Origin of the sequence: Microbispora cellulosiformans, assembly GCF_008728085.1 — a bacterium.
GTDB lineage: Bacteria > Actinomycetota > Actinomycetes > Streptosporangiales > Streptosporangiaceae > Microbispora > Microbispora amethystogenes.
On record NZ_VYTZ01000006.1, the window covers coordinates 467,424 to 480,075 of the forward strand.

Genomic DNA, 12,652 nt, shown 5'->3' on the forward strand with positions numbered 1-12,652 from the left:
CGGCTCATGGCGCATGACTACCTGATCATCGGGGCCGGACCGGCCGGGCTGCAGCTCGCCGCACTGCTCGAACACGGCGGTCACGACTATGTCGTCCTGGAGCGCGGAGCCGGCCCGGGCACCTTCTTCACCCGGTACCCGCGGCACCGCCAGCTGATCTCGATCAACAAGGTGCACACGGGGTACGACGATCCGGAGCTGCGGCTGCGGATGGACTGGAACTCGCTGCTGAGCGACGATCCCGAGCTGCTGTTCACCCGCTACAGCGAGAAGTACTTCCCGCAGGCCGACGATCTCGTGCGCTACCTGTCCGACTACGCGGCGGCGACCGGCGTCAAGGCGCACTACGACGTCGACGTCGTCCGGATCGGCCGGGACGACGACGGGTTCATCGCCACCGACCGCGGCGGACGCACCTGGCGGGGGCGGCGGCTGGTCGTGGCCACCGGGGTCTCGCAGCTCTACGTCCCGCCGATCCCGGGCATCGAGCACGCCGAACGCTACGACACGTTCGAGACCGACCCGCCGTCCTTCGTCGACCAGCGGGTGCTGGTGATCGGCAAGGGCAACTCGGCGTTCGAGACCGCCGACGCGCTCATGGACCAGGCCGCGGTCATCCACGTCGCCGGGCCGCACTCGGTCAGGATGGCCTGGCAGTCGCACTTCGTCGGGCACCTGCGCGCGGTGAACAACAACTTCCTCGACAGCTACCAGCTGAAGTCCCAGAACACGGTCCTCGACGGCACGGTGGAGAGCATCGAACGCCGCGCCGACGGCGGCTACCGGGTGATGTTCCGCTATGCCCGCACGGTGGAGGCGCTGCGCGAGCTGTTCTACGACCGGGTGGTCGTGTGCACCGGCTTCCGGTTCGACGCCTCGGTGTTCGACGACGGCTGCCGGCCCACGCTGGTCATCAACGACCGTTTCCCCGAGCAGACGCCGGCGTACGAGTCCGTCAACGTGCCCGATCTGTACTTCGCCGGCACGCTCACCCAGCAACGCGACTTCAAGAAGGCCACCAGCGGGTTCATCCACGGCTTCCGGTACGGGGCGCGCGCGCTCTACCGGATCCTGACCACCCGTTATCACGGCGGGACCTGGCCGGCCGAGCAGGTCGAGCCCACCCCCGAGGCGATCGGTGACGCGATCATCGCCCGGGTCAACCGCTCGTCGGCGCTGTGGCAGCAGTTCGGCGTGCTCGGCGACGTCGTCACCGTGACCGGCACCGGGAACGGAGCCACCGCGCGGTACCAGGAGGAGGTCCCGGTGGCGTACGTGGCCGAAGGCGGCCTCGGCCGCGCCCGGCACACGTTCGTCGTCACCCTGGAGTACGGCGAGGGCCACGACGCCGTCGACCCGTTCGACATCTCGATCCCGAGGGTCGTCGAGAACGACGCTGTCAACGCCCACGACGCGAGCTACCTGCACCCGGTGGTGCGGCACTACCGGGACGGCGTGCCGGCCGGCGTCCACCACCTCGCGGAGAACCTGGAGAACCACTGGAACCTGCCGGAGGTGCACCAGCAGCCTCTGGCGGTCTTCGTCAAGGAGTGCCTTGCCGACGTCGGCTGAGCCGTACCCGCGGGCCGTTCTGGACCTGCTGGCCGCGGCCGGGGACCGGCCCGTCTTCGAGCACGGCGCCCGTGCCGTCACCGGCGCGCAGATGCTCGGCCTCGTCCGGCGGATCGCGGCCGGGCTGCGCGCCGCGGCCGTCGGGCCCGGGGACGGTCTCGCCATGATGCTCGGCGTCACCCCGGAGGCGTTCGCCGCGACGATCGCCGCCTACGTCGTGGGAGCCCGGGCCGTCGGGGTGCGGCCCGGACTGCCCGACGGCCAGTTACGCCACGTGCTCCACCAGGACATCACCGCGGTCGTGACCGACGCGGCCACCGGGCCGGAGCACGCGCGGCGCACGCTGACCGTCGCCGAGCTGCTGTCCACACCCGGCGTGGACGGCCCGCTGCGCCTGTCCGGGCGGCCGGAGGACGTCGCCCGGCTCGTCTACACCAGCGGCAGCACCGGCACGCCCAAGGCCTGCGCACAGACCTACGCCGCCATGGACGCGGCGTGGACGGCCCGCCCGGCGGCGTGGCCGCCCGCGATCCGCGAACTGGCCTCCCGGCTGCGGCGCTACCTCGTCTTCGGGTCGCTGGGCAGCCAGGTGATGATGGAGTACGGCGTGCTCACGCTCGCCGCGGGCGGGACCATGGTCGTCGCCGACCGGCCGGCGTTCCCCGACGCGATCACCAGGCATCGGGCGACCGCCAGCGTCATCACCGTGCCCCGCCTGTACAAGCTCGTCGCCGCCCAGCGCGCCGCCCCGGCCGACCTGAGCAGCCTCCGGGCGCTCATGGTGTCGGGGTCGCCGATGGAGGCGTCCCGGCTCCGCGAAGCACTCGACGTGCTGGGCCCGGTCGTGTTCCAGGGCTACGGGCAGACCGAGACCGGCACGATCTCCATGGCCACGCCGCAGGACGTCCCCCCGTCGGTCGGGTTCCCGCCCGACGTCGTCGACGTCGAGATCCGGGACGCGGACGGCCGGCCCGTCCCGCCCGGCGTCGACGGCGAGCTGTACGTCCGTACCCCCGCGCAGGCCGTCGGATACTGGGCCGACCCGGCGGAGACCGCGGAGGTGTTCGTCGACGGGTGGGTGCGCACTCGGGACCTGGGCCACTTCGACGAGGACGGACGACTGTACCTGGCCGGGCGGACACGGGACGTCATCATCGTCAACGCGAACCTCTACTACGCCGGTCCGATCGAGCGGGCCCTGGCGACTTCCCCCGACGTCGCGGAGGCGTACGTGGTCGGCGCCCCCGACGAGGACACCGGCGAGGCGGTGCACGCGTTCGTGGTGCCGGCGGCGGACCGGATCCCCGACCTCGGCTCGCTGCGGACGCTGGTCGGCGAGCGGCTCGGCGACGCATGCGTGCCGGCGACCATCACCGTCCTCGACGAGGTGCCGACGGCGCCGAACGGCAAACCGGACAAGCGCCTTCTGACCACCGCGATACCCCGCGCCGGGAACAGCGCCCCTTGACGCGCGTCCGCCGAGAAGGGCGGCACGGGCATGAGCGCGGAGCCGCCTACTCGCCGTGCTGCCGGCGTACGAGTTCGGTGATCCAGACGGGTGCGTACGGGGATGTGCAGCCTGGGGGAGTGGGGTAGTCCTTGAGCACCTCCAGGCGCTCGCCGATGTCGATCGCACGGGCGCGGTGCTCGGCGTGCTCGATCCCGATCTGCGCCAGACAGTGGTTCATCGCCCACTGCAGGCGATCCGGGGCGTCCTTCATCTCCGCCTTGATGACGTCGAGCAGTCCGGCGAGGTCGAGGCCCTCGGGCTTCTTCGCCACGCGTTCGGTGGTCAGCGCCCAGCCGGCGCTCGCGACCACGGGATCCGGATCGGCGGACCAGGCCAGGCGCAGCTCTTCGGCGTGCGGGTTCTTCTTCACCACGTAGGTCACGAGCCAGTCGTGCACCTTGGGTGCGCGCGCCTCGCGCAGCATGGCGTCCAACCGGTCGCGCTCGAACGCCTTCGGACGGCAGATCAGGATCGCCAGCAGCCTCGCCGCGGTGTCGCCTGTCTCCCAAAGCCGGCACGCGAGTTCCTGCTGCGTCTTCAGCCGCTTCGCGAGCGCGCGCAGCCTGCCGAGGTTCACGCCGTGGTCGTCACCGCGTCTCTCGTTCGCCTCGCGCGCCTTCGGGTCGTCGAGCTCGGCCAGCTCGGTCATCACCTCGGCCAGCGTCGTCCCCGTCGGCGTCGTTCCGGCCACATCGGCCCCCTGTCCATCGCGTGTGAGACCAGCCTAGGAGCACTGGCACGTTCAGCTCGGTCCTGTCGGCCGCATGGCTTTGAGGAAGGCGTCGACGAGGGCGTCGGCGTACTGCGCGGTGAGCGGGCCGGAGCGCAGCAGCCAGCGCTGGTAGAGGGGGGCGTACAGCAGTTCGAGCGCCAGATCGAGGTCGGCGTCGGCGGCGAGCTGCCCGGCTCGCTGCGCGCTGCGGAGCCGGGCCTTCTTGGCCTCGTCCACCGGGCCGGCCAGCTTCTCGAGGTACAGGGCGGCCAGGGTGGGGTCGTTGGTGATCTCGGTGTTCAGCGCGCGGATCGGCTTCTCGAAGGCCGGATCCGCGAACTCGGCCACCGTCGCCCGCATCACCGCCTTGAGGTCGGCCTCCAGGTCGCCGGTGTCGGGCAGCGTGATGTCCTGCTCCGGCCCGCTTTCGCTGAGCGCCAGGAAGGCGTCCAGGATCACCGCGCCCTTGGAGGGCCACCAGCGGTAGATGGTCTGCTTGCCCACGCCCGCCCGGGCCGCGATGGCCTCGATGGTCAGCTTGGCGTATCCCACCTCCGAGACCAGCTCGCGGGCCGCGGTGAGGATGGCCTGCCGGGAGCGCTGGCTGCGGCGGGCGGGGTCGGGCTGCTTGGCCATGCCCGGACTGTATCACTCTGAGACGAGACGTTCCGTCTTGACTAGCTGCGAGGCGAGACGTACCGTCTTGCCTCCTGGGGGTGCATCCGAGAAAGAGGAGGTGGAGCTCATGACCCGGGTGTGGTTCATCACGGGCGCGTCACGAGGACTGGGCCGGGCGTTCGCCGAGGCGGCGCTGCGAGCGGGTGACCGGGTGGTCGGGGCCGCGCGCGACGTCGAGCCGCTCGCCGACCTCGTCCGCGAACATCCCGGAGACCTGGTGCCGCTGCCGCTCGACGTCACCGACCGGGTGGCCGTGTTCGAGGGCGTGGAGCGGGCGGTCGCGGCCTTCGGCAGGCTCGACGTCGTGGTCAACAACGCCGGCGTCATGCTCCTGGGCATGGTCGAGGAGGCGACGGAGGAGCAGATCAGAGCGCACTTCGACGTCAACCTCTTCGGCGCGATCTGGGTGACCCAGGCCGTGCTGCCGCATCTGCGCGCTCAGGGGTCCGGCCGCATCCTGCAGGTCACGACGATGGGCACCGGCGGCGGTTTCCCGATGGTCGGCCTGTACGCGGCCGCCAAGTCGGCGCTCGACTCGGTCTCCGAGGCCGTGGCGGGAGAGGCCGGGCAGTTCGGCGTCAAGGTCACCATCGTGCAGATGGGCGGCTACGACACGGGGCTGTTCACCACGGGCACCACGCTGACCGAGCCCGGCCCGCACTATCAGGAGCTGCGCGACAGGCTGATCGAGATGTGGGGCGACGAGGCCGGCCCCGCCCCGGAGACCGCCGCTCCCGTGATCATGGAGCTGGCCGGCCTGCCGGAGCCGCCCCGGCGTCTCATCGTCGGCGCCGCGTCGTACGACATCGTTCAACAGGGCCTGGAGGACCGGGTGGCGGAGCACCGCGCCTGGGAGCACCTCAGCCGCAAGGCGCCCGGATGACCCGCACGCAGGACGAACCCCGTGGCGGCCAGGGGCGCCGCCGTGATCCCGGCGACACCTCGCCCACCCGGATTCACTCTCAGGAGTGAGGCCGTGGCCGCCGGGCGCCGGGGATACTGACGGAATGCGTCGTGTTCCTCCCTCGGTGGTCGACGCGGCGCTCGCGATCGGGTGCTTCCTGAGCATCATGATCATGGCCGTGCTCAGCCGTCGCCTGGAGTGGTGGGTGGCCGTCCTGGCCGCGGTGAACACGCTGCCGCTCCTGTGGCGGCGGCGGTTCCCCCTGCTCGTGAGCACCGTGACAGGGATCGGCACCGGAGCCCTCTTCCTCACCGGCTCGATGGGCGGGATCCCCGGCGCGTCGCTGATCGCGACCTACGGCCTCGCCTCGCTGTCCCCGCCCCCGCGGATGCTGATCGGAGTGCTCGGCACCATCGTGGGGTTCGCTTCCGCAGCGATCCTGCAGCATCACCAGCCGCTCAGCTACGGGCCCACGGCGGCGGCGTTCGTCGTCGCGTACGCGCTGGGCGCCGGCGCGCGAGCGCGCAGGGACCGCATCGCCGTCCTCGAAGAGCGCGCGCGGCGGCTCGCCGAGGAGCGGGAGGTCGCCGCCGTACGCGAACGGGAGCGGATCGCACGGGAGATGCACGACATCGTCGCCCATGCGATGAGCCTGGTGGTCCTGCAGGCGGAGGCCGGGCCCGTGGCGCTGCGCACGGACCCGGCCAGGGCCGAGCGGATCTTCGAGACGATATCGGCGACCACCAGGGACGGCCTGTCCCAGCTCCGCAGGGTGCTCCTCGCGCTCAGGCCGGAGGAGGCCGAGCGCCACCCGCAGCCCGGCATCGAATCCGTCTCCTCCCTGGTCGAGGGGGTGCGGCAGGCCGGGCTCGACGCCACCTTCGAGGAGCGCGGCGAGCCCCGCCCCTGCCACTCCGACCTCGCCGTCACCGCGTACAGGATCGTCCAGGAGGCACTGTCGAACACCGTCAGGCACGCCGAGGCGACCCGGGTGCGGGTCCGCGTCACGTGGCGGGACGACGCCCTCGACCTGGAGGTCCACGACGACGGGCGCGGCGCGAGCGCCGGGCGTGGGCCGGGCGGGCACGGGCTGATCGGCATGCGCGAACGGGTGGCGGTGGCCGGCGGCCGGCTCGTCACCGGCTCAGAGGGGACGGGCTTCCGCGTCGCCGCCAGCCTGCCGCTCGCCGGCGCTCTCACGGACGCGGGCACTCCCGCGCGCCCGCCGGCCTCGTAAACTGAGGCGTGCGGACGCGGAACAGCATCCGGGTGCTCATCGCCGACGACCACACCCTCGTACGCGACGGTCTGGCCATGATGCTGGCGGAGCAGCCCGACATCGAGGTGGTGGGTGAGGCCGCCGACGGCGCCGAGGCGGTCAGTGCGGCCCGCGAACTCCAGCCGCACGTGGTGCTGATGGACGTGCGGATGCCGAGGGTCGACGGCATCGCGGCGACCGCCGGGATCTGCCGGGAGACCGCCGCGAAGGTGCTGGTGCTGACCACGTTCGACCTCGACGAGTACGTCTACGACGCGCTGCGCGCCGGTGCGAGCGGCTTCCTGCTCAAGGACATGCGTCGGGCCGAGCTGGTGGAGGCGGTCAGGATCGTCTCGGCGGGCGAGTCGCTGCTCGCGCCGACGGTGACCAGGAGGCTGATCAGCGACGTCGTGCGCCGCTCACGCCCCGCCACCGCACCCTCAGCCACCGCACGCCGGGCCGGCGACGGCAGGCTGGCCGCGCTCACCGCCAGGGAACGGGAGACGCTGTGCCAGGTCGCTCGGGGCCTGTCCAACGCGGAGATCGCCGCCGAGCTGTTCGTCACGGAGCACACGGTGAAGACGCACGTCAGCAGCGTGCTGGCCAAGCTGGGCCTGCGCGACCGGGTGCAGGCGGTGGTGCTCGCGTACGAGTCGGGACTGGTCACGCCCCGCTCTCAGGAGTGAGGCGGGATCCCGCTCCCACGGGCGATCCGCCGGCCCGTGCCGTACGGCCAGCATGAGGGCATGAAGCGAAAGCTGCTCGTGGCCGCCTCCGCGCTGGCGGTCCTACTGGCCGGAGGGATGGGAGCGGGTGCCTGGTATGTCAGTGACATCGCCCTGGTGCCGAACCATCCGGAGACGATCGCCTATCCCGAGGTCGTCCTGGGCGTGACGGAAGGGACCGTCACCGTCACCGCGTCCGCCGCCACCACCCGCCCCGGCACGTGGTCGCTCAACTGGAGCAGCGGCTCCGCCATGGTCGGCGACATCGTCAGGAGATCGGCCGGCCGGGTGGAGCGCGTGCGCGTCAGTGGTCAGACCCCGCCGACCGGGATCCGCGCGTCGATGTACATGACCTACAGCGGCGACCCGAAGACGGCGCTCGGCCTCGACTTCACGGAGGTCATGGTGCCGACCGAGCTGGGCGACGCGCCCGCGTGGTACATGCCCGCGCGTGGCGACACCTGGGCGATCACCGTGCACGGCGCCAACGCCCACCGCAACTCCAGCCTGCACGCCATCGCCACCATGCACCGGGCCGGCATGCCGGTGCTCGACATCACCTACCGCAACGACCTCGGCGCGCCCGCGTCCCCGGACGGGTTCCTGCACCAGGGCGAGTCGGAGTGGCGTGACCTGGAGGCCGCGACAGGCAAGGCGCGGTCCATGGGCGCCCGGCACATCGTTCTCTACGGCGCCTCGATGGGCGGCGCGATCGTCGGCCGGTTTCTCACCCGATCTTCTCTGGCGGACCTCGTCTCGGCCGTCGTGCTGGAGAACCCCGAGATCAGCAGCCGGCGGACCGGCGAGTTCGCCGCCGCCCGGATGCACCTGCCGTCGTTCGTTGTGCCGATCACGGAGAAGGTCATCGACTGGCGCGGCGGCTTCGACATCGCCACGATCGACCTGCTCGGCCACCCGCCGCGGGTGAAGCCGCCCACGTTGCTGCTCATGGGCGACGCCGACCAGGAGCACCCGGTGGAGACGGCGCGTGAGCTGGCCAGGGCGTCGGGCGCGATGAACTGGCCGATCCAGTACGAGGAGTTCCCCGGCGCCGGCCATTCGGAGATCTGGAGCACCGACCGCGAGCGCTACGACCGCACGCTGGCCGCCTTCCTCACCCGCACGGCCCGCGGCCCGCGACGGACGGGTCACCCGGGCTGAGGCCTGGGGAACGCGGCCTGGGGGATCGCGGAGGATGTCGAGAACGCCGCGCCCGCTCCGTCCCAGGGAACACCGGCGGCCACGAACAGGCCGCGCGACAGAGGAGGACCACCATGACGATCAAGCGGATGGACAACGTCGGCATCGTCGTCGACGACCTCGACGCCGCGGTCGCGTTCTTCACGGAACTCGGCATGGAGCTGGAGGGCAAGGCGCTGATCGAGGGGCGCTGGGCGGCCCGTCTCGTCGGGCTCGACGACCAGCGAGTCGACATCGCGATGATGCGGACCCCGGACGGCCACGGGCGGATCGAGCTGGCAAAGTATCACATGCCCACGGCGATCGGCGGTGTGCCGGAGGACGCCCCGGCGAACACGCTGGGCTATCGCCGCGTCATGTTCGCCGTCGACGACATCGACGACGTCATCGCCCGTCTGCGCACCCACGGCGCCGAGCCCGTCGGCGAGGTGGCGCAGTACGAGGACGCCTACCGGCTCTGCTACATCCGCGGCCCCGAGGGCATCGTCGTCGCGCTGGCCGAGGAGCTCGGCTGACAGGGACCGGCCCCCGCGCGATGACGCCCGGGCGACGAGCCGAGTCGCCGCTCTCTCCCAGCGGGGCACGCGGCGCATGTCCGGGAACCGGCCGGAGAGCCGAGCCTGCCGTGGCGGTGAAGGTTTCCCGCGCCCACGTCGAGGAGGGCCGCGTACGCGCAGGTCGGCGGTGTGAGGGTAATCCCGGTGATTGCCTCGGGCGCGGCGACGACGAGCAACCACGACGGCACGGGGACGAACCCCGGAAACGGCCCGGGGACGCCGTTCCCTCCCGATCGGATCCTCCGGATCCCGCCCGCCGCCTCGCGGTCCCCGTCTCCCGTCACCCGGCCGGCCGCCTGACGCCCGCCCGCGCCTCCTCGCGGAACCCGGAGATCGCCGTGGGCAGGGCGCGCAAGGTCTCCTCCCGGGTGCTGTACACCAGGAAGAAGGTCTCGTCGCGATTCCGGGGAGGAAAGAAGCCGGAATAGCAGATCTCCGTCCGCGCGAAGCCGTACGCGGCGAGAAGGCTTCGCTTCCGGGCACTGTCCAGGAGCACGATTCCCGTGTCCCAGTCGCTTCCGAACAGCTCCGCCGTGAGGATCTTGGCCAGGGGGAGCAGGACGCCGGGCAACCCGTTCCTCCGCCAGTCCGGGTGGACCCAGTGGCCGCCGTAGTGTGCCACCGCGCCGGAGATGACCGGGGTCTCCGGAGGCAGGACCAGATCCAGCCGCCCTTCCAGTTCCGCGGGCACCGGGTCGTACCACAACCTCATCGAGCTGATGTGCCGGGCGAAGTCGGCGGTGTGGATCACGCGGACCGCGATGCAGGCCACGGTTCGTCCGTCGCGGTCCCGCACGTCCAGCCAGTAGCTGTTGGCCGCGGAGACGGGACTGTGCTCCGGGTCGAACGTGGGATTCGTGCCCTCGGTCCGATCCGCTGTCCGCATGTGACCGGCCCAACCGGAGACGTCCTCGTCGTATCTCAGCGTCAGCCGCCGCCGGGCGAACCAGTCCTGGGAACTCCGTAGGACGTCGTCCAGCACCGCGGTGGTCGTCGACCCGCGGCCTGTCTCAAGGATCTCGCCGAGCATGGTGGAGCCTCCACAGGTCTCAATGCCGGGGCCGGGGACGGCCGTCATGGGAGATGACCAGCACCTGTTCCGGAGCCGCGTGAGCGTGCGCGTACGTCAGGAGCGACCCCAGCGCGCTCTCGCCGCCGCACGCGGTGGCCAGGGGAACCTCCTTCCGGTAGCGGTGGAAGAGGTCCTGGTCTCCCAGGTTCTGGAGGGTGTAGTTCCTCCAGCCGGGAACGTGATCGCCTTCCCTCGTCTGCACGCCGGTGACGGCGTACCCGGCGGGGGCGAAGACACGGTGCAGTCCCGCGACGGTGGCGCCGGTGCCGAATCCGCAGACCAGGTGGCGGACTTGGGGCCAGTCCGCGCGGACCAGCCGCAGCAGGCGCGCCGCCCACAGCTCCACGCGTCCCACCAGGGCGTCGTCGGTGAACTGCCTCGGCCAGCACCAGCCCGCCCGCTCGTGCCGCAGGCACACCTCGCGGCCTTCCTCGATGCTCGTGATCGTCCGTATCTCGCCGCGGAAGCCGTGCCTCGTCAGGTGGTCACGGCCGGCGGCGTCCGTGACGGCGACCGTGGGCAGCCCCGCCCTTCGCCCGATCAGGTCCAGGGCGAGCGCCGTCGACGCCCCGGAGATCTCGACGAGCCCCCGGACGCCTTCCGGAACCGCGTCGAGGTACGACTCGTAGGTCAGGTATTTGAGGCTGCCCGACGGGCACGTTCCGCCCCAGAGCACGGCCGGGCCGTCCTTCTCGGTTCGCGTGAGCGTGAAAGACGTGTTCATCGCGTTCACGCGGAGGCGACCGAGCCCCGGACGTAACGGTGCTCGAAGAAGTCCACATACAGGTACTCCGGGTAGGAGACCATCTGGTCCCGCCCCAGGAGGACGGCGCGCATGATCTCGCTGACCGTCATCCCGGCCGCGGTGGTGGCTCCGACCACGCAGGTGGGAGCGTGCCCGCGTCCGGCGAAACAGGCATCCCAGTACTCCTGCACGACGTAGCCGCCGAGCCCTGGAATGATCTTCGGTAGGTCGATGCGCCCGTCCGGAAGCACGTACAGGTCCTCGTAGAGAGGCGCGTCCGGCTGGAAGACGTGCAGCGCCGCTCCGAATCCCAGCATCAGAGCGGTCATGATGACCACGTCCCGCTTCCGGCACGCCTGGTGAAGTCGCTCCTTGGCCCGGGCGCCGACGATGTCGATCGCCTCCACGACGTAGTCCACGGGCTTGCCGTCGAATCCGGAGAGCAGGGAGTCGACGTTGTCCTCCGTCACTCCCTCCGCGACCTTACGGATTCGCAACTCCGGGTTGATGTCCTGGCACATGTCTCCGACGACGTCGATTTTCAGGCGGCCGAGAGTGCTGTCGAAACTGCCGATCTGGCGGTTGGCGTTGTGAATCTCGTAGACGTCGAAGTCCGCCAGCGTCACCCAGCCGAAGCCGAGGCGGGCCAGGTCCGCCGCGCACTGACCGCCCGCGCCGCCCACCCCGGCGACCAGGACATGCGTGTCCGCGACCCGCTTCATCGATTCCTCGTCCAGAATTCCCAGGTTGCGCTGGAATCTCGGGTTCCCGGTGAAGGGTTCCACTCGAAACCTCATTTCTGCATGCAGACGTAGTAGTTCTCGCCGTAGTAGTCGTCGCCGTCCGCCACCAGGGGGCGTGAGTAACCCAGCCGTCGCAATGTGCCGACCAGTTCGTCCACCTGGAAGAACGTCACCATCTCGCCGGGATCGGTGGTCAGTTTCCGGGCGCAGGTCGTGTGGTGGGCCACCGCGGCCTGAAGTGCTTCGGTGTAACGGCCTTCCGTCTGCCACTCCTCGATGGAGTGCCGGAGGACCTTCTGCAGGTCCGGGCGGCGTTTCGGGCCGGTCGCGATCACGACGCCGCCCGGCCTGAGATGGGAGAACACCTCGCGGAGCGCCGACTCCGCGTCCCGGACGTAGAAGAGGACGTTGTTGAGCACGACCGCGTCCGCGTCCCGGGCGACCGCGGACGGAAACCGCTCCACGTGCCCGTCCATGACCGTCCACCGGTCGCGGGCCTCGCCCGGCGCGGCCGCCTTCTTGTCATGGGCCAGGCGCAGCATGGCGGCGTTGTTGTCGAAACCGACGACCTCGTGACCGCGGTCGATCAGGGCCTGGCTGACGAGTCCGGTTCCGCAGCCGGCGTCGATGACGGTCCGGCGGCCCTCGGTGTCGCGCAGGATCTTTCTCAGCATCTGCTGGTAGCAGTTCAGCTCGGGAATCATCTGGTCGTAACTTCTGGCGAAATCGGTCCAGATGTTGTCCTGCATGATGGCTGTCAACTCCCTGTGGCCGATTCCGCCCGTGAATTGTTTCCGGGCGCGGTGGCAGGCGAATGGAAACGTAGAGAAGGCGGTGGAGGAAAGAGTGATGAATGGCCGCTGTCAACCCCGCGACGGCTCGCCTCTCGATGCCCGGAAAAACATCGTCGGGTCGACGGGCGCAATCATAATCCGACCATACCTGACAGTGTCAAGATGCCTTCGTCGCGGTCGAT

The 12,652-nt window shown here is 70.7% G+C and carries 13 protein-coding genes; 7 read left to right on the top strand and 6 right to left on the bottom strand.

Annotated features, from left to right (window positions below; genetic code table 11):
* Nucleotides 1–6: 6 nt before the first annotated feature.
* Nucleotides 7–1,572, top strand: coding sequence for an NAD(P)-binding domain-containing protein (locus F5972_RS19150; RefSeq protein ID WP_150934909.1), 1,566 nt, complete (start codon nucleotides 7–9; stop codon nucleotides 1,570–1,572).
* Complete coding sequence (locus F5972_RS19155; RefSeq protein WP_225311635.1) at nucleotides 1,556–3,040, top strand: class I adenylate-forming enzyme family protein; 1,485 nt, start codon at nucleotides 1,556–1,558, stop codon at nucleotides 3,038–3,040. Before F5972_RS19150 ends, F5972_RS19155 begins: the two co-directional genes overlap by 17 nt.
* 46 nt (nucleotides 3,041–3,086) lie before the next feature.
* Here F5972_RS19155 and F5972_RS19160 read toward each other — a convergent pair whose 3' ends face one another.
* Both F5972_RS19160 and F5972_RS19165 read right to left on the bottom strand, forming a co-directional pair.
* On the bottom strand, nucleotides 3,087–3,731 hold the full coding sequence (locus F5972_RS19160) for a DNA alkylation repair protein (RefSeq protein WP_225311665.1): 645 nt from the start codon (nucleotides 3,729–3,731) through the stop codon (nucleotides 3,087–3,089).
* Between the two features lie 93 nt (nucleotides 3,732–3,824).
* Nucleotides 3,825–4,430 carry a TetR/AcrR family transcriptional regulator gene (locus F5972_RS19165; protein WP_150934911.1) on the bottom strand — a complete coding sequence of 202 codons (606 nt, stop codon included), beginning with the start codon at nucleotides 4,428–4,430 and terminating at the stop codon, nucleotides 3,825–3,827.
* Between the two features lie 109 nt (nucleotides 4,431–4,539).
* Here F5972_RS19165 and F5972_RS19170 point away from each other — a divergent pair, with 109 nt between their 5' ends.
* The 5 genes from F5972_RS19170 to F5972_RS19190 all read left to right on the top strand — a co-directional run bounded on the left by F5972_RS19170 (nucleotide 4,540) and on the right by F5972_RS19190 (nucleotide 9,074).
* A complete protein-coding gene (locus tag F5972_RS19170) occupies nucleotides 4,540–5,355 on the top strand; it encodes an SDR family NAD(P)-dependent oxidoreductase (RefSeq protein WP_150934912.1) in 816 nt (271 codons plus the stop codon).
* A gap of 124 nt (nucleotides 5,356–5,479) precedes the next feature.
* Nucleotides 5,480–6,613, top strand: a complete 1,134-nt coding sequence (locus F5972_RS19175) for a sensor histidine kinase (protein WP_150934913.1) — start codon at nucleotides 5,480–5,482, stop codon at nucleotides 6,611–6,613.
* Nucleotides 6,614–6,621: 8 nt separating this feature from the next.
* A complete protein-coding gene (locus F5972_RS19180; RefSeq protein ID WP_225311636.1) occupies nucleotides 6,622–7,320 on the top strand; it encodes a response regulator in 699 nt (232 codons plus the stop codon).
* A 60-nt stretch (nucleotides 7,321–7,380) separates the two neighbouring features.
* Entirely contained in the window at nucleotides 7,381–8,520 is a 1,140-nt protein-coding gene (locus tag F5972_RS19185; RefSeq protein WP_150934914.1) for an alpha/beta hydrolase family protein, read from the top strand.
* A 128-nt stretch (nucleotides 8,521–8,648) separates the two neighbouring features.
* On the top strand, nucleotides 8,649–9,074 hold the full coding sequence (locus F5972_RS19190; RefSeq protein WP_225311666.1) for a VOC family protein: 426 nt from the start codon (nucleotides 8,649–8,651) through the stop codon (nucleotides 9,072–9,074).
* A 322-nt stretch (nucleotides 9,075–9,396) separates the two neighbouring features.
* On the opposite strand, the gene F5972_RS19195 is transcribed toward F5972_RS19190, so the two are convergent.
* The 4 genes from F5972_RS19195 to F5972_RS19210 are packed head-to-tail and all read right to left on the bottom strand — an operon-like array spanning nucleotide 9,397 to nucleotide 12,425.
* Complete coding sequence (locus tag F5972_RS19195; protein ID WP_150934916.1) at nucleotides 9,397–10,146, bottom strand: hypothetical protein; 750 nt, start codon at nucleotides 10,144–10,146, stop codon at nucleotides 9,397–9,399.
* A gap of 19 nt (nucleotides 10,147–10,165) precedes the next feature.
* Nucleotides 10,166–10,912, bottom strand: a complete 747-nt coding sequence (locus F5972_RS19200) for a pyridoxal-phosphate dependent enzyme (protein ID WP_150934917.1) — start codon at nucleotides 10,910–10,912, stop codon at nucleotides 10,166–10,168.
* A gap of 5 nt (nucleotides 10,913–10,917) precedes the next feature.
* Complete coding sequence (locus F5972_RS19205; protein WP_150934918.1) at nucleotides 10,918–11,730, bottom strand: ThiF family adenylyltransferase; 813 nt, start codon at nucleotides 11,728–11,730, stop codon at nucleotides 10,918–10,920.
* Nucleotides 11,727–12,425 (bottom strand): class I SAM-dependent methyltransferase, encoded by a 699-nt coding sequence (locus F5972_RS19210; protein WP_150934919.1) that lies wholly within the window; start codon nucleotides 12,423–12,425, stop codon nucleotides 11,727–11,729. The genes F5972_RS19205 and F5972_RS19210 overlap by 4 nt, the downstream gene beginning before the upstream one ends.
* Between the last annotated feature and the right edge of the window lie 227 nt (nucleotides 12,426–12,652).